General features: G+C 72.7%; 14 protein-coding genes. 7 read left to right on the forward strand and 7 right to left on the reverse strand.

The annotated features are described in order from the left end of the window. Positions 1 to 179 precede the first annotated feature (179 nt). The 3 genes from ACI379_RS16680 (at position 180) to ACI379_RS16690 (ending at position 6,342) form a co-directional block, all read left to right on the forward strand. On the forward strand, positions 180 to 2,759 hold the full coding sequence (locus ACI379_RS16680) for an ABC transporter permease (RefSeq protein ID WP_439793253.1): 2,580 nt from the start codon (positions 180 to 182) through the stop codon (positions 2,757 to 2,759). Between the two features lie 240 nt (positions 2,760 to 2,999). Next, positions 3,000 to 3,764 carry an ABC transporter ATP-binding protein gene (locus tag ACI379_RS16685; RefSeq protein WP_439793266.1) on the forward strand — a complete coding sequence of 255 codons (765 nt, stop codon included), beginning with the start codon at positions 3,000 to 3,002 and terminating at the stop codon, positions 3,762 to 3,764. 55 nt (positions 3,765 to 3,819) lie between these two features. Continuing rightward, positions 3,820 to 6,342 (forward strand): ABC transporter permease, encoded by a 2,523-nt coding sequence (locus ACI379_RS16690; protein WP_439793254.1) that lies wholly within the window; start codon positions 3,820 to 3,822, stop codon positions 6,340 to 6,342. A gap of 6 nt (positions 6,343 to 6,348) precedes the next feature. On the opposite strand, the gene ACI379_RS16695 is transcribed toward ACI379_RS16690, so the two are convergent. Together ACI379_RS16695 and ACI379_RS16700 are read right to left on the reverse strand one after the other, a co-directional pair. Beyond that, entirely contained in the window at positions 6,349 to 7,293 is a 945-nt protein-coding gene (locus ACI379_RS16695) for a succinylglutamate desuccinylase/aspartoacylase family protein (RefSeq protein WP_439793255.1), read from the reverse strand. Beyond that, positions 7,293 to 7,781: an ATP-dependent zinc protease family protein gene (locus tag ACI379_RS16700; RefSeq protein WP_439793256.1), complete on the reverse strand. Its 489-nt coding sequence runs from the start codon at positions 7,779 to 7,781 to the stop codon at positions 7,293 to 7,295. Before ACI379_RS16700 ends, ACI379_RS16695 begins: the two co-directional genes overlap by 1 nt. A gap of 132 nt (positions 7,782 to 7,913) precedes the next feature. Between ACI379_RS16700 and ACI379_RS16705 the strand changes: the two genes are divergently transcribed. The 4 genes from ACI379_RS16705 (at position 7,914) to ACI379_RS16720 (ending at position 11,294) form a co-directional block, all read left to right on the forward strand. Then, complete coding sequence (locus tag ACI379_RS16705) at positions 7,914 to 9,104, forward strand: RimK family alpha-L-glutamate ligase (protein ID WP_439793257.1); 1,191 nt, start codon at positions 7,914 to 7,916, stop codon at positions 9,102 to 9,104. Between the two features lie 108 nt (positions 9,105 to 9,212). Continuing rightward, positions 9,213 to 10,256, forward strand: a complete 1,044-nt coding sequence (locus tag ACI379_RS16710) for a DNA polymerase IV (protein WP_439793258.1) — start codon at positions 9,213 to 9,215, stop codon at positions 10,254 to 10,256. Between the two features lie 250 nt (positions 10,257 to 10,506). Beyond that, positions 10,507 to 10,869 (forward strand): hypothetical protein, encoded by a 363-nt coding sequence (locus tag ACI379_RS16715; protein WP_439793259.1) that lies wholly within the window; start codon positions 10,507 to 10,509, stop codon positions 10,867 to 10,869. After that, positions 10,866 to 11,294, forward strand: coding sequence for a hypothetical protein (locus ACI379_RS16720; protein WP_439793260.1), 429 nt, complete (start codon positions 10,866 to 10,868; stop codon positions 11,292 to 11,294). Before ACI379_RS16715 ends, ACI379_RS16720 begins: the two co-directional genes overlap by 4 nt. An 86-nt stretch (positions 11,295 to 11,380) precedes the next feature. Here ACI379_RS16720 and ACI379_RS16725 read toward each other — a convergent pair whose 3' ends face one another. From ACI379_RS16725 to ACI379_RS16745, 5 genes are all read right to left on the reverse strand, one after another. After that, the gene (locus tag ACI379_RS16725; RefSeq protein ID WP_439793261.1) at positions 11,381 to 12,073 is read right to left on the reverse strand and encodes an EcsC family protein; all 693 of its coding nucleotides are present in this window, start codon (positions 12,071 to 12,073) and stop codon (positions 11,381 to 11,383) included. Positions 12,074 to 12,166: 93 nt separating this feature from the next. Continuing rightward, positions 12,167 to 14,437: a heavy metal translocating P-type ATPase gene (locus tag ACI379_RS16730; RefSeq protein WP_439793262.1), complete on the reverse strand. Its 2,271-nt coding sequence runs from the start codon at positions 14,435 to 14,437 to the stop codon at positions 12,167 to 12,169. Continuing rightward, positions 14,427 to 15,368 carry a hypothetical protein gene (locus ACI379_RS16735; protein ID WP_439793263.1) on the reverse strand — a complete coding sequence of 314 codons (942 nt, stop codon included), beginning with the start codon at positions 15,366 to 15,368 and terminating at the stop codon, positions 14,427 to 14,429. Before ACI379_RS16735 ends, ACI379_RS16730 begins: the two co-directional genes overlap by 11 nt. Further along, positions 15,365 to 15,571: a heavy-metal-associated domain-containing protein gene (locus tag ACI379_RS16740; protein ID WP_439793264.1), complete on the reverse strand. Its 207-nt coding sequence runs from the start codon at positions 15,569 to 15,571 to the stop codon at positions 15,365 to 15,367. Before ACI379_RS16740 ends, ACI379_RS16735 begins: the two co-directional genes overlap by 4 nt. Before the next feature lie 58 nt (positions 15,572 to 15,629). Continuing rightward, positions 15,630 to 15,956 carry a metal-sensitive transcriptional regulator gene (locus ACI379_RS16745; protein WP_439793265.1) on the reverse strand — a complete coding sequence of 109 codons (327 nt, stop codon included), beginning with the start codon at positions 15,954 to 15,956 and terminating at the stop codon, positions 15,630 to 15,632. Positions 15,957 to 16,013 lie beyond the last annotated feature (57 nt).

Below are 16,013 nucleotides of genomic sequence, written 5' to 3' on the forward strand. Positions count from 1 at the left end.
GACGATCGTCATGGTCACCCACGACCCGGTGGCCGCCGCGTACACCGACCGGGTGCTGTTCCTGGCCGACGGACTGATCGTCGACGAGCTGCGCCGTCCGGACCGCGACGCGATCCTCGAGCGGATGGGTGCGCTGCAGGACCGGGCGGCGCAGGCTGCCGACCCGGGGGAGTGACCCCGTGCTCCGGCTGACCCTGCGCAACCTCGCCGCCCGCAAGGTGCGGCTGCTGATGAGCACGCTCGCGATCGTGCTCGGCATCGGCTTCCTCACCGGCGTGCTGACCTTCAGCGCCGGCCTCTCCTCCACCTTCGACGGGATCGTCAAGGGGTCGGCGACCGACGCGGTGGTCCGCGCGTCCGACTCCCAGCAGGCTGCCGTCGGGGGCTCGGGCACCGGCCACGAGATCGAGCCCCGCCTCGTCGAACGGCTCGGCGGGCTGCCCGAGGTGGCGTCGGCCACCGGTGGGGTCGACGGGTTCGGCCTGTACGTCCTCGACAGCCAGGGCAAGGCAGTCGGCGGGGGTGGCGCCCCCACCCTGTCGTTCAACCACACCGACATCGTCAACGTCCTCGGCGACCCCGTGCTCGAGCTCGACGACGGCCGCTGGCCCGACACCACCGACGAGATCGCCCTCGACACCCGTTCGGCCGCCAACGCCAACTACGAGCTCGGCGACACCGTCACCGTCGTCCCGCCCAGCACCGGTCAGGAGAAGCCGGGCGACGACCTCACCCGCGAGTTCACCCTCGTCGGCCTCGCCAACTTCAACGGCGGCGGTACGGCCGGCAGCACGCTCGTCTTCTTCAGCCGCGAGGGCGCGCAGGAGCTGTTCCTGGGCGGTCGCGACGCGTACACGTCGGTGAGCCTGACCGCTGCCGAGGGCGTCAGCGAGGACGAGCTGGCCAGTGCGGCGCGCGCGGTCGTGCCGAAGGCGTTCGAGGTGGTGACCGGGCACGAGCAGATCGAGGAGTCCGAGTCGACGATCGGTGAGCTGCTCACGATCATCACCGCGTTCCTGGTGACGTTCGCCGTCATCGCGGTGGTCGTCGGCGGGTTCATCATCGCCAACACCTTCTCGATCCTCGTCGCCCAACGCGTCCGCGAGCTCGCGCTGCTGCGTGCGCTGGGTGCCAGCCGGCGCCAGGTCACCGGCTCCGTGCTGGTCGAGGCGCTGCTGACCGCACTGATCGGCGCCACGATCGGGATCGGCGTCGGGCTCGGTCTCGCCCGGGCACTGGCCAGCCTGTTCCGCACCTTCGGGCTCGACATCAACGGCGACGCGCTGGTCCTCACCCCCACCACGGTCGCCGCGGCGTACCTCGTGGGTGTCCTCATCACGCTCGCGTCGGCGTACCTGCCCGCCCGTCGGGCCGCGAAGGTCGCCCCGGTCGCGGCGATGCGCGACGACGCCCCGATGGCGGAGGGGAGCCTGCGGCGGCGCACCGTCGTGGGTCTCGTCGTCATCCTCCTCGGCGGCGTGCTGGCGTACGTCGGACTCGCCGGCGGGCCCGGCCCCGACGCCGCCTGGGTCGGCGGCGCGGCGGTCGTGTGGGTGCTGACCCTGGCGTTCATCAGCCCGGTGGTGGGCAAGCCGGTCCTGCTGGCCACCCGCGCCCTCTTCTCCGCGGTGTTCGCGATGCCCGGTCGCCTGGCCGGCGACAACGCCATCCGCAACCCGCGTCGTACGGGGGCCACCGCGTCGGCGCTGATGATCGGACTGACCCTGGTCTCGGCGGTCGGCGTCCTCGCCGCCTCGCTGAGCGCCCAGACGACCAAGCTGGTGGACGAGCAGTTCACCGCCGACTTCCTGGTCACCTCCGTCGGCTTCGGCACCTTCCCCGCCGCGATCGGTGAGGAGATGGCCGACGTCGCCGGGGTCACCACCGTCTCCGCCCAGCAGGGGGCGGTGGCGTTCGTCGACGGCTCGGAGGACCCCTCGTTCCTCACCGCCGTGGACGCCGCGTTCGACGACGTCTACACCCTCGACATGGTCGCCGGCACCCAGACCCGGGGCCCCCGCGACGCACTCCTGTCGGAGACCAGCGCCGAGGAGCTGGACGCCAGCGTGGGGAAGCGGCTCGACCTGAGGTTCCCCGGCGGCACGGAGGTGCCCGTCACGGTGGTGGGCATCTTCGCCGACAGCCAGGCCACCGGCGGCATCACGGTGCCGATGGAGGTGCTCAAGGAGGCGAAGGTGCCGCGCGCCGACAACGCGCTCAGCATCCTCACCGACGTCGACCCCGACAGCGTCGGGGGCCGGGCGATCGTGCACGCCGACCTCAACGCCGTCGTGCGCGACCTCCCGATCGTCACGGTGCAGGACAAGGAGCAGTTCAGCGAGGGCATCACCGGGCAGGTCAACCAGCTGCTGTACATGATCTACGGGCTGCTCGCGCTGTCGGTGGTGATCGCCGTCATCGGCATCATCAACACCCTCAGCCTGTCCGTGATCGAGCGGACCCGCGAGATCGGTCTGCTGCGTGCGGTGGGGCTGTCGCGACGGATGCTGCGCCGGATGATCACCCTGGAGTCGGTCACCATCGCGCTCATGGGGGCCGTGCTCGGGCTGGGCCTCGGCGTCGGCATCGGGGTGCTGCTGCAGCGCGTCCTGCGCGAGGACCTGACGGTGCTCGCCGTGCCGCTGCAGAGCCTGGTCGTCTTCCTTGCCGTCGCCGTCCTGTTCGGCGTGCTCGCCGCCGTCGTCCCCGCCGTACGGGCCTCGCGGATGAAGGTCCTCGACGCGATCTCGCAGGAGTAGGCAACCCCGCGCGAACGCCTGGACCGGGGGATGCACCCCGGCGCCGTCCACGTCAACCCCCTTGCCGGCGGAGGTCGCGGACCCCTAGCCTCGCGCCACGGGAGGGCCGTGGACCGGGCCACCGCCTGCCCGCGGACGAGAGGACGTTCCATGACCGAACTCCGTCAGGTGAGCTCCGGGCCACTGATCCCCGCCGCCAGGCAGCCCGCCACGGCCGAGCAGCGGTCCCGCGGGTCGCGGGTGCGCGAGGTCGCCGCCGTCGCCCAGGACCTCGTCAAGGTGTACGGCCGGGGGCAGGCCGAGGTGCGCGCCCTCGACGGCGTCACCGCCGACCTGTACGCCGGTGAGTTCACCGCCGTGATGGGTCCGTCCGGCTCCGGCAAGTCGACCTTCATGCACTGCCTGGCCGCCCTGGACACCCCCACGTCGGGCGACGTGGTCGTCGCGGACGTCTCGCTGGGGTCGTTGAACGACAACCGGCTGACGGCGCTGCGCAGGGAGAAGATCGGCTTCGTCTTCCAGGCGTACAACCTGATCCCCACGCTCACCGCGCGGGAGAACATCCTGCTCCCGCTGCGGCTGGCCGGCCGCAAGGTGGACAAGGCGTGGTTCGACCAGGTCGTCGACGCGGTCGGTCTGCGCCAACGGCTCGGGCACCGTCCCTCGGAGATGTCGGGCGGGCAGCAGCAGCGGGTCGCGTGCGCCCGTGCCCTGGTGAGCCGTCCGTCGATCGTCTTCGCCGACGAGCCGACCGGCAACCTCGACTCCACCTCCAGCGCGGAGGTGCTGTCGTTCCTGCGCCGCAGCGTCGACGAGTTCGGCCAGACGATCGTCATGGTCACCCACGACCCGGTGGCCGCCGCGTACACCGACCGGGTGGTCTTCCTGGCCGACGGGAGGATCGTCGACGAGTTGCGCCACCCCGACCGGGAGACGATCCTGGCGCGCATGACGCGCCTGCACGACGAGGCGGTCCGGAGCGCAGGGTCGTACGCGGTGGTCTGAACCAGTGCTGCGACTGACGCTGCGCAATCTGGCCGCGCACCCGACGCGGTGGGCCATGAGCACCCTGGCGATCGTGCTCGGCATCGGGTTCCTCACCGGCGTCCTCGTGTTCAGCGGCGGCCTGTCGACGACGTACGACGGCCTCCGCAAGGGGGCGGCCACCGACGCGCTGGTCCGGTTCCAGGACTCCCGCGACCTCGCCGACGACGTGAGCCGACAGGTGACGCCGGAGACGGTCGCCGCGCTGGCGGCGCTGCCCGAGGTCGCCCGTGCCGACGGCGCCGTCCTCGGGTACGGCCTGTACGTGCTCGACGGTCGGGGCGGGGTGCTCGGTCGCGGGACGCCCACCCTGACGTACAACCACACCCCGGCCACCAACGTCCTCGGCGAGCCCGTCGTCGCCCTCGACGAGGGACGCTGGCCCGAGGGCACCGACGAGGTCGTCCTCGACCGCGACGCCGCCACCGCCGCGGGGTTCGCGGTCGGCGACGAGGTCACCGTCGTGCCCCCGCCGACGACCGAGGAGGAGAGGAGCAGGCCCGACGAGAAGCGGGCGCGGACCTACGCCCTGGTCGGCCTCGCCTCCGTCAGCGGCGGCGCCGGGGCGAGCACCACGGCCGTCGTGCTCAGCACCGAGGGCGCCCAGGAGCTGTTCCTGGGCGGTTCCGACCTGTACACCTCAGTCCAGCTCACCGCCGCGCCGGGCGTCAGCGAGGCACGGCTCGCCGGCGCCGCGCGCAAGGTCGCGCCCGAGGGGTTCGAGGTCGTCACCGGCACCGCCCAGGTGGCGGAGTCGGAGGAGACGATCGGCGGCCTGCTCGGACTGATCACCGCGTTCCTCGTCACCTTCGCCGTGATCGCGGTGCTGGTCGGCGGGTTCATCATCGCCAACACGTTCTCCATCCTCGTGGCCCAGCGTGTCCGCGAGCTGGCGCTGCTGCGGGCCCTGGGCTCGAGCCGCGGCCAGGTCACCGGCGCGGTGCTGCTCGAGGCGCTCCTCACGGCCCTGCTCGGGTCGAGCGTCGGCGTCGCGGTCGGGATCGGCCTCTCCCACGCGCTCGCGGCGCTGTTCCACCGGGTCGACCTCGCCATCGACTCCTCGGCCCTGGTCCTCACTGCGCCGGTCGTGGTCGTCGCGTACGTCGTCGGCGTCACCACCACGCTCGTCTCCGCGTACGTGCCCGCCCGGCGCGCCGCCCGGATCGCGCCCGTGGCCGCGGTGCGGCAGGAGCCGGAGGTGGCCGAGGACAGCCTGCGGCGGCGGGCGCTGCTGGGTCTCGTCGTGATCGGGCTGGGCTGCGTGCTGGCGTACGCCGGTCTCAGTCGCGGCCCCGGCCACCTCGCCGCCGGGTGCGTCGGCGCGGCCGCGGTGCTGTGGGTGCTCACCCTCGCCTACGTCAGCCCGGTCGTGGGACGGCCGGTCCTGGTCGTGGCCCGCCTGCTGTTCGCGGGCCTGCTCCGCACGCCCGGACGGCTGGCCGGCGAGAACGCGCTGCGCAACCCCCGCCGTACGGGAGCGACCGCCTCCGCGCTGATGATCGGCGTCTCCCTGGTCTCCGCGGTGGGGGTGCTCTCGACGTCGATGCGCGCCCACACCGACGCGGTCGTGGCCGAGCAGTTCACCGCCGACTTCCTCGTCGCAGCGGCCGGTCACGGGTCGTTCGAGCCGAGCGTGGGCGACCGGATCGGCAGGGTCGCGGGCGTCACCACGGTGGCCCGGCAGCAGGCGGTGGGTGCGTACGTGGACGGCGCCGAGGAGCAGACGGGGCTGATGGCCACCGACAGCGCCTTCGACACCGTCCACCCGCTCGACCTGGTGGCGGGCACCCAGGACCGCGGCCGGCGCGACGCCCTGCTGTCGGAGACGATGGCGGCCGAGCTGGGGCGGGGCGTCGGCGACACCGTGACGCTCCAGTTCGCCACGGGCGCGAAGGCCGAGGTCACCGTCGTCGGTGTGTACGTCGACACCCCGAGCACGGGACGGTTCCTGGTGGGGCTGCCGCTGCTGGCACGGGCCGAGGTGCCGCGCGCGGACACGCGGCTGAGTGTGCTGACCGGTGCCGCGGACGCCGCCGCGACGGCGCAGGTGCGCGCCGAGCTCGACGAGATCGTCCGGGACCGGCCCGTCATCACGGTGCAGGACGCCGAGCAGTACACCGAGGGGCTCACCGAGCAGGTCGACCAGCTCCTCTTCATGGTCTACGGGCTGCTCGCGCTGTCGGTGGTGATCGCGGTGGTCGGCATCGTCAACACCCTCACCCTCAGCGTCGTCGAGCGCACCCGCGAGATCGGCCTGCTGCGGGCGGTGGGGCTGACCCGGGGGATGGTGCGCCGGATGATCACGGCGGAGTCCGTCATCATCGCCCTCCTCGGGGCGGTGCTGGGTCTGGGCGTCGGCGTCCTGGTGGGGGTGCTCCTGCAGCGTGCGCTGCGCGACGACCTCACCGTGCTGGCGGTGCCGCTGGGCGACCTGGGCCGCTTCCTCGTGGTGGCGGTGCTGTTCGGGGTGGTGGCCGCGGTGGTCCCGGCGGTCCGGGCGTCCCGGCTGGCGGTGCTGTCCGCGGTCGCGCAGGAGTGAGCGGCCTCAGTTGGCCAGGTGCACCACGGCGTCGCCGGAGTGCACCAGCGGCGCCTCGGAGCGACCGATGACGATGCCGGTGCGGTTCGCGTACACCGCGCTCATCGTCTTGCCGAAGGAGTCGTAGAGGCTGCCGATGCGCTGCCCCTCGGTGACCTCCTCGCCCAGGGCGACCCCGAGCTCGAGGATGCCGGAGCGTCGCGCCCGAACCCACCCCGAGGAGCGGCACTCGACGCTGACCGGCACCGAGTCCTCCGGCGGCTCGGCCATCTCGAGGGCGGCCAGGACCCGGCGTACGCCGAGCACCCCGGCGTCGACGGCGTAGGCGTCGAAGCGGAGGTTCTCGCCGCCCTCGTACAGCAGGACGGTGGCGCCGTGCTCGCGGGCGGCCTGGCGCAGCGAGCCGTCGCGGATCGCGGCGTGCAGCATGACCGGAGCCCCGAACGCGGAGGCCAGGTGGCGGGTACGGGGGTCGTCGAGGTCGGCGCGCACCTGCGGCAGGTTGGAGCGGCGGTCGGCGCCGGTGTGCAGGTCGATGCCGACCTCGCACTTGGCGACCACCTCGGTCATGAACAGGTGCGCGATCCGCCCGGCCAGCGACCCGCGCGCCGAGCCGGGGAACGACCGGTTGAGGTCGCGGCGGTCGGGCAGGTAGCGGTCGCCGTTCATGAAGCCGAGGACGTTGACGATGGGGACGGCCACGATGGTGCCGCGGAAGGTCTTGGGGTCGAGCCCGGCCATCACCTGCCGGATGACCTCGACGCCGACCACCTCGTCGCCGTGGACGGCGGCGTTGATCCAGATCGTGGGGCCGTCCTCGCGCCCGTGGACGACGCGGACCGGCAGCGTCACCTCGGCTCCGGTGACGGTGCGGGTGATGGGCAGCTCGAGGGAGCGCGCCGACCCGGCGCGGATCCGTACGCTGCCGATCCCGAACGACTCGCGGGCCATCAACGACCCCGGTTGCGGCGGCGCTGGGCCCGCGGCGGGCGGCCCCCGCGGTACGACTCGCCGGGGTCGACGAGGAAGCCCTGGCGCAGCGCCTCGCGGCCCACCAGCATCCGGAACCCCATGTCGTCGCGGCGCGACAGGGTGAGCTCGACCTCGACCGTACGGCCGGCCAGCGCCATCTCGGTGAGCACCACGTAGCGCTGCTCGGCGTGGCCCGAGGAGCTGCGGATCTCGCGGACGTCCGCGATCGGCAGGCAGATCTCGACGGCGTCGTCGTCGGTGGACTGCCAGGGGTGCACGGAGAACCGGACCCAGGCCTCGCCGTCGCGGTCCTCGACGCGCTGGTCGAAGGCGTGCAGGGAGGAGGTGCGGGCGCCGGTGTCGATCTTGGCCTTGACCCAGTCCACGCCCATCGCGGGCAGTGCGACCCACTCGCGCCAGCCGACCACGGTCGGCGGCTCGTCGGGTCGGGGATCGGTGTCGGGCACGGAGCCATCCTCGCAGCCCACCCCGGCGGGCGTGGTGGGGACGGGACATCGTGGACTGCGGTTACCCGCGGGTTGGGCGTCGGCGGCCCGCGTGGTTGAGTGTTCGTCCAGTCCACTCTCGGAGGCCCCTGCATGAAGCTGGCGATCCTGTCCCGCGCCCCCCGCTGCTACAGCACGCAGCGGCTCCGAGCCGCCGCCACCGCGCGGGGCCACGACGTGAAGGTCCTCGACACGTTGCGGTTCGGGATCGACCTCACCGGCGACGAGCCCGACCTGACGTTCCGTGGCAAGCGGCTCTCCACGTACGACGCGGTGCTGCCGCGGATCGGCAACTCGATCACGTACTTCGGGACCGCCGTGGTGCGCCAGTTCGAGCAGATGGACGTCTACACGCCCAACTCGTCGTACGGGATCACCAACAGCCGCGACAAGCTGCGCGCCACCCAGATCCTGTCGCGGCACAAGATCGTGATGCCGGCGACGACGTTCGTTCGCAACCGCGCCGACCTGGTGCCCGCGATCGAGCGGGTCGGCGGCGCGCCGGTGGTCATCAAGCTGCTCGAGGGCACGCAGGGGATCGGCGTGATCCTGGCCCCCGACATCAAGGTGGCCGAGGCGATCATCGAGACGCTGCACTCGACGAAGCAGAACGTGCTGATCCAGCGGTTCGTGAAGGAGTCCAAGGGCCGCGACATCCGCGCCCTCGTCGTCGGCGACCGGGTCGTGGCGGCGATGCGTCGGGTGGCGCAGGGCGACGAGTTCCGCTCCAACGTGCACCGCGGCGGTTCCGTGGAGCCCGTCGCGCTCGACCCGGCGTTCGAGGCGGCGGCGGTGAAGTCGGCGCAGATCATGGGCCTGCGGGTCGCCGGCGTCGACATGCTCGAGGGCAACGACGGGCCGCTGGTGATGGAGGTCAACTCCTCCCCGGGACTTGAGGGCATCGAGACCGCGACCAAGCTCGACGTGGCCGGCGCGATCATCGACTACATCGACAACCAGGTCGCGTTCCCCGAGATCGACGTGCGCCAGCGGCTCACCGTCTCGACGGGGTACGGCGTCGCAGAGATCGTGGTCCACGCCGGCTCGGACATGGTCGGCAAGAAGCTCGGCGACTCCGGCCTCGACGAGCGCGACATCAACGTGCTCGCCCTGCACCGCGGCACCCAGGTCATCCCCAACCCGCGCAACAAGACGGTGCTGGAGGGCGAGGACCGGCTGCTGTGCTTCGGCAAGCTGGAGGAGATGCGCTCGATGATCCCGCTGCGCAAGAAGAGGCAGCGGGTCAAGCGGCTGCCGAAGACGCCGCTGCCGGCCGACGACTGAGCTCTCCGCTGGTTGAGCTGGTCGAAACCGGACCCCGCTGGTTGAGCTTGTCGAAACCAGGTCTCGACCGCTGACCGCCTGTCAGACCGGGCGAGCATGATGGACCCCATGGCGCAGCCCTGGGTCTTCCACGTCGACATGGACCAGTTCCTGGCCGCCGTCGAGCTGCTGCGGCGCCCCGAGCTGGTGGGGCGCCCGGTCGTGGTCGGCGGTCGCGGCGACCCGACCGAACGGGGTGTGGTCTCGACGGCCTCGTACGAGGCGCGGGAGTTCGGCGTACGGTCCGGGATGCCGCTGCGCACGGCCCTGAAGCGTTGCCCGGACGCGGTCTTCCTGCCGGTCGACTTCCCGGTGTACGAGGCCGCCTCGGCGACCGTGATGGCCACGCTCAAGGCGCACGCCGGCGCGCGGGTGCAGGTGCTGGGCTGGGACGAGGCGTTCGTCGCGGTCGCCACCGACGACCCGCGCGCCGAGGCCGAGGCGCTGCGGGCCGAGGTGCTCGCCGCCAGCGACCTGCACTGCTCCGTCGGCATCGGCGACACCCTGGTGCGCGCCAAGATGGCCACCGACCTCGGCAAGCCGCGCGGCGTCTTCCAGCTGACGGGCGACAACTGGTTCGAGGTGTTCGGCGCGCAGCCGACGCGGGCGCTGTGGGGCGTGGGCCCCAAGATCTCCGCCCGCCTGTCCGAGCTCGGGGTGGCGACGGTGCGCGAGCTGGCCGAGGTCGAACCGCAGCGGCTGGTCGACGCGTTCGGCCCGGCGTACGGCTCGCACCTGGCCGACCTGGCCCGCGGCGAGGGGAGTCGTACGGTCGACGACACCCCGTGGGTGGCCCGCGCGCACGGCCACGAGACGACGTTCCAGACCGACCTGACCTCGCCCGCCGACGTGGACGCCGCGCTCGACGTGCTCGCCGACCAGGTCGTCGACGACCTGCGCCGCGAGGAGCGGGCCTGCCAGCGGGTCTTCCTCAAGGTGCGCTTCGCCCCGTTCTTCACCTTCCAGCGCAGCCGCAAGCTGAAGCAGCCGACGTACGACGCAGCGGTGATCGCCGCGACCGCGCGTGAGCTGTTCGACAAGCTGGGGGACGACCGGCCGGTGCGGCTGCTGGGGATCCGTGGGGAGATGGTGCCGCCGGAGGGCGGGTACTGAGGCACCTGCGTCATACGTCGGCGGTTCGCCGGGCCCTGCGTCGTACGTTCGCGCTTCGCCGAGCGCCTGGGTCATACGGATCCGGACCTATAGGTGCGGTTACGGATGACGCGCGCGGCCCCAGGACCCCCGTCGTGTGACGCACGCGGCACCGGTCACCCTTCGTTCGACGCGAGCGGGCCCGAGCCGCCGACGACTGAGCGCGCTCGGCGACCGCGGCGTTCTGTCACCCGGCTGCCACAATGGCGGCGTGATCGATCCGCTCCAGACCGTCCTGATCGTGTGCTCGCTGCTGCTGGCGGCGGTCGTGCTCGTGTACGTCGTCCTGGACCGCGAGCCTGACTGGACGCTGCTGGGGATCACCGGCGTCGTCGAGCTGCTCGCCGTCGTGCAGGCCGGGGTCGGGCTGGTGCAGGTGGTCCGCGGCACCCACCAGGTGGATGCGGCGGTCTTCATCGGCTACCTGCTGTCGATCCTGGTGATCCTGCCGCTGGCCTTCTTCTGGTCGCTCGCCGAACGCTCCCGCGGCGCCACCGCCGTCCTCGTGGTCGCCGCGCTGACCGTGGCGTTCCTCGTGGTGCGCCTCGGCCAGGTGTGGACGGCCGGCGCATGAGCGCCGGGCAGCCCGTCGCCGAGCAGACTCCGGCGCGTCCCGGCTCCACCAAGTCCGGGCTCGGCCGCACCCTGATCGCCGTGTACGCCGTCTTCGCGCTCGCCGCGACGGCCCGCTCGGCGGTGCAGCTGGCCACCGACGCGGCCTCCGCGCCGCTGGCGTACGGACTGTCCGGTGTGGCCGCCGTGGTCTACATCGCCGCCACCGTCGGGCTGGCCGAGAAGGGGCCTGACCCGAGGCGGGTGGCGTGGCTGGCGTGCGGCTTCGAGATGGTCGGCGTGCTCGCGGTCGGGGCGCTCAGCTTCGCGCGACCGGATCTGTTCCCCGAGGCCACCGTGTGGTCGCACTTCGGCTCCGGGTACGGCTACCTGCCGCTCGTGCTGCCGTTCGTCGGGTTGGCGTGGCTGGTGCGTACCCGCCCCTGAGGCGCGACCGCACCGTCGTACGTCCCCCCGGACGTGCTGCGGACCGGCCGTCCGAGCGACCGGGTCGTCGCACGTCCGGAGGACGCTCAGCCCTCGACGTCCCCCGGCACGACCTTCACCTGCGGGAACTCCTTCATGGCGTGGCTCGCGATGACCTTCATCATCACCGTGTCGACGGTGCCGCCGATGACGCCGCCGCCGAGCGGGATCGCCTTGCCGAGCGAGGCCAGTGTCTTCTCGCCGATGCCCTTGACCAGCTTGAAGCCGACCGCCTTGTTGACCAGCATCAGCGCGGCCGGCGGCAGGCCCTTGAGGGCGACGTTGGTGACCATGCCGCTCGGGGTGGCGACCTTGGCCTTGCGGAGCACGTCGTCGGCGTCCGCGCCGACCAGGCACAGCAGGATCGCGGTGCGTACGGCCGGGTTGTTCACGTCGTAGCCGCGCAGGTGCGCGATGGCGCCCACCATGCGGGTCGCGTTGAGGTAGAAGGTGGCCACGTTGGCCGGCAGTGCGACCGGCATCGTGAAGAAGCCGCCCAGGCCGGTGACGAAGCCGCCGGCGCCGCCCTTGACCAGGGCGCGGCGCGCGACGCGGGCCACCGCCCGCTCGGTGCTGCCCGTGGCGACGAGGGACTTCTGGCCGAGCTCGGCGGCCGTGGTGAAGGGGCCCGCGCCGTCGAGTCCGACGTCGAAGAGCATGCTGACCAGCTTGTCCAGGGCGCCGGGGTCCTCGGCGGGTTGGATCTGCGTGGCCGCTTCCTTCTTCTTGATCAGGGCCATCTCGTACCTCTCTGCTCGGCGTGATGCCTCCCCCAGTATGTCGGGAGAACCCAGCCCCGGCCCGTACGACGAGGCCGGGGCCGGGGTGGAGGCTCAGGTGACCTCGGAGCGGAACGCCCGCAGCCGCAGGCTGTTGGTCACCACGAAGACGCTGGAGAACGCCATCGCCGCACCGGCCAGCATCGGGTTGAGCAGACCCGCGGCGGCCACCGGGATGGCGGCCACGTTGTAGGCGAACGCCCAGAACAGGTTCCCCCGGATGGTCGAGGCCGTACGCCGCGACAGCCGCAGCGCGTCGGCGACGACCCGCAGGTCGCCGCGGACCAGGGTCAGGTCGCTGGCCTCGATCGCCACGTCCGTTCCGGTCCCCATCGCCAGGCCCAGGTCGGCCTGGGCCAGGGCGGCCGCGTCGTTGACGCCGTCGCCGACCATCGCGACCACCTTGCCGGCGGCCTGGAGACGCTTGACCTCCTCGACCTTGTCGGCCGGCAGCACGTCCGCGACCACGGTGTCGATGCCGACCTCGTCGGCCACCCGGCGGGCTGCGGCGGCGTTGTCGCCGGTCAGCAGCACCGGTTCCGGGCCGAGCTCGCGCAGCCGGGCCACCGCCGCGGCGGAGGTCTCCTTGACGGTGTCGCCGACCACGACGACACCGCGGGCGAGGCCGTCCCAGCCGACGGCGACCGGCGTCGAACCGTCCGCCTGCGCGGCGGTCAACGCCTCGGCCAGGTCGGCCGGCAGGTGCTGCGCCCAGTCGGCGAGCAGCCGCGGGCGCCCCACGACCACGGCGTGGCCGCCGACGACACCGGTGACCCCGAGGCCCTCGACGTTGGCGAACGACTCCACCGCCGGCAGCTCGTGCCCCTGCTCGCGGGCCGCGGCCACCACGGCCGCGGCGATCGGGTGCTCCGAGGCGGCCTCCAGCGCGGCGGCGACCCGCAGCACCTCGGCCGGGTCCTCGCCGTCGGCGGCCAGCACGGACCGTACGGCCATCTCACCGGTGGTCACGGTGCCCGTCTTGTCGAGCACCACGGTGTCGACCAGCCGCGTCGCCTCCAGCACCTCGGGCCCCTTGATCAGGATCCCGAGCTGGGCGCCGCGGCCGGTGCCGACCATGAGGGCCGTCGGCGTGGCCAGGCCGAGCGCGCAAGGGCAGGCGATGATCAGCACCGAGACGGCGGCGGTGAACGCGGCGGCTGCCCCGCCCCCGGCGCCCAGCCAGAAGCCGAGCGTGGCCAGCGCCAGCGCGATCACGACGGGCACGAAGATGCCGGAGATCCGGTCGGCCAGCCGTTGCGCGGGAGCCTTGCCGGCCTGCGCGTCCTCGACCAGCCGGGCCATCTGCGCCAGGGAGGTGTCGGCGCCGACGCGGGTGGCGCGTACGACGAGCCGCCCGGAGGTGTTGACCGAGGCGCCCGTGACGGCGTCGTCCACGCCGACGTCGACGGGGACCGGTTCGCCGGTCAGCAGGGACAGGTCGACCGCGGAGGCACCGGCGACGACGACGCCGTCGGTGGCGACCTTCTCGCCCGGGCGTACGACGAACAGGTCGCCGACCGCCAGGTCCTGCACGTCGATCCGCGTCTCGGGGCCGTCGATCCCGGCCCGCAGCACGGCGACGTCCTTGGCCCCCAGCTCGAGCAGCGCCCGCAGCGCGGCGCCGGCCTGCCGCTTGGAGCGGTGCTCCAGCCAGCGGCCCAGCAGCAGGAACGTGGTCACGCCCGCCGCCGCCTCGAGGTAGATGTTGCCGGCGCCGTCGGTGCGCGAGACGGTCAGCTCGAAGCCGTGGGTCATCCCGGGCTCCCCGGCCGTACCGAGGAACAGGGCGTACAGCGACCAGCCGTACGCCGCCAGCACGCCGACGGAGACGAGGGTGTCCATCGTCGCCGCGCCGTGGCGCAGGTTGACCGCGGCGGCGCGGTGGAACGGCCAGGCGCCCCACACGACCACTGGGCTGGCCAGGGCCAGCGAGGCCCACTGCCAGTACGTGAACTGCCACGCCGGCACCATTGCCAGCGCGACGACCGGGACGCTCAGCACCGCGGAGACCAGGAGTCGTACGGTCAGAGGGTCGAGTCCCGCAGCCTCGGCGGGCGCCTCGTCGCGGGCGGGGCTCGGGACGGTGGCGTCGTACCCGGCCGACCGGACGGTCTCGACCAGGTCGTCGGGCGTCAGGGTGCTCGGGAAGGCGACGCGCGCCTTCTCCGTGGCGTAGTTGACGCTCGCGGTGACGCCGTCGAGCTTGTTGAGCTTGCGCTCGATGCGGTTGGCGCACGACGCGCAGGTCATGCCGGTGATCGCCAGCTCGACGTCCTCGGTGGGGACGGGCTGCGGTGCGGTGGCGGGGGAGAGGTCAGTGGTCATGGTCGTCCTCCTCGCCGTGGGTGGTGCCGTCGGGCACGCCTCCGGAGACCACCGTGAAGACGGCCGTACGGACCCGTCCCTCGTGCTTGAAGTCGAGGAACAGCCGGTACGTGCCGTGCGTGGGGAAGGCGGTCGCGAACTCGATGCTCGGTCCGGTGGAACCGTTCTCCTCCGGGTGGACGTGCAGGTAGCCCAGGTCGCCGGCACGCATCGCGACCAGGTGGCCGTACGCGCCCAGGTAGGGCTCGAGGTCGCTCACCGGGCGGCCGTCCTTCTCGACGTGCGCGACCAGGACGGTGTCGGCCCCAGGGGCGGTGTCGCCGGTCAGGTGGACGGTGTAGTCGTCGACCGCGGCGGTCCGGTTGTCCGCGGACAGCGCGACGGGCGCGAAGTCACCGGGGACGGCGAGGTCGTCGGCGAGCGTGATCGGGTCCCAGCCCTGCGGGGTGAGGTCCGCGACCACCCGCCAGGTGCCGGGGGTGAGGTCGACCTCGGTGGTCCAGGTGCCGTCGTCGCTGAGGACGGGGTGCACGTGCTGGAACCCGGTGAGGTCGCGACGCACCACGATCAGGTGCAGGTCCTTCTCGTGCGACTCGGTGTAGTCCATGAGCGGGCGGCCCGAGGAGGTACGGATGGTGAAGGCCAGCTCGGTACGCCCCGGCCGGGCGATCGGCTGGTCCAGCTCGAGGGTGAACCCGTCGGCGCGGGCGGTCAGGCCGCCGACGTCGTGGCCCGCGTGGGCCGTGCCGCCCTCATCGGTGGTCGAGCCTGTCGAGACCCCGTGCTCCCCGGTGGTCGAGTGCCCGTCGGTGGTCGAGTCTGTCGAGACCGGCCCCGCGGCTTTGCCCACGCCGTACGCCGCGGCGAACGCAAGGGCCAGGGCGAGCACGTACCCGCCGATCCTGACGCTGCCGGGCAGCTCGCGGTTCATGCCAGCTCGTAACCGGCCTCGGTGACGGCGGCGGAGACCGCGGCGTCGTCGAGCGCCTGCTCACTGGTGACCGTGACCTTGCCGGACTCGACCACCACGTCGACGCCCGTGACGCCGGGGATCTCGCTGATCTCCTCACGCACGGAGGCGGCGCAGTGCTCGCAGGTCATGCCGGTGACGGTGTAGTCGGTGGTGGTGCTCATGGGGTGCTCCTGGGTTGGGTTGCTGGGGTGGTTGCTGGGGTGCAGCAGCGGGCGGCGCTCAGGACCGGACGAGCCGGGCGATCGCCGCGGACGCCTCGGCGAGCTTGGCGTCCTTCTCGTCGCCGCCCTTGACGGCGGCGTCGACCACGCAGTGCGCGATGTGGTCGTCGAGCAGGACCAGGGCCAGGGACTGCAGCGCCTTCGTGGCGGCGGAGACCTGGGTGAGGACGTCGATGCAGTACTGCTCCTCCTCGACCATCCGTTGCAGCCCGCGCACCTGTCCCTCGATGCGGCGCAGCCGCTTGAGGTGGGCCGCCTTGGTCTCGGCGTTGCCCTCGAGGTGGCCGTGCTGGCCCCCGGCGGTGGTGTCGCAGCTCTCGCACATGCCTTCCACCATACCCCTAGGGGGTATCAAGTCAAGTCGCCGTGAGCGGTCCCACAT

It is taken from the genome of Nocardioides sp. (genome assembly GCF_051876515.1).
Taxonomy (GTDB): domain Bacteria; phylum Actinomycetota; class Actinomycetes; order Propionibacteriales; family Nocardioidaceae; genus Nocardioides.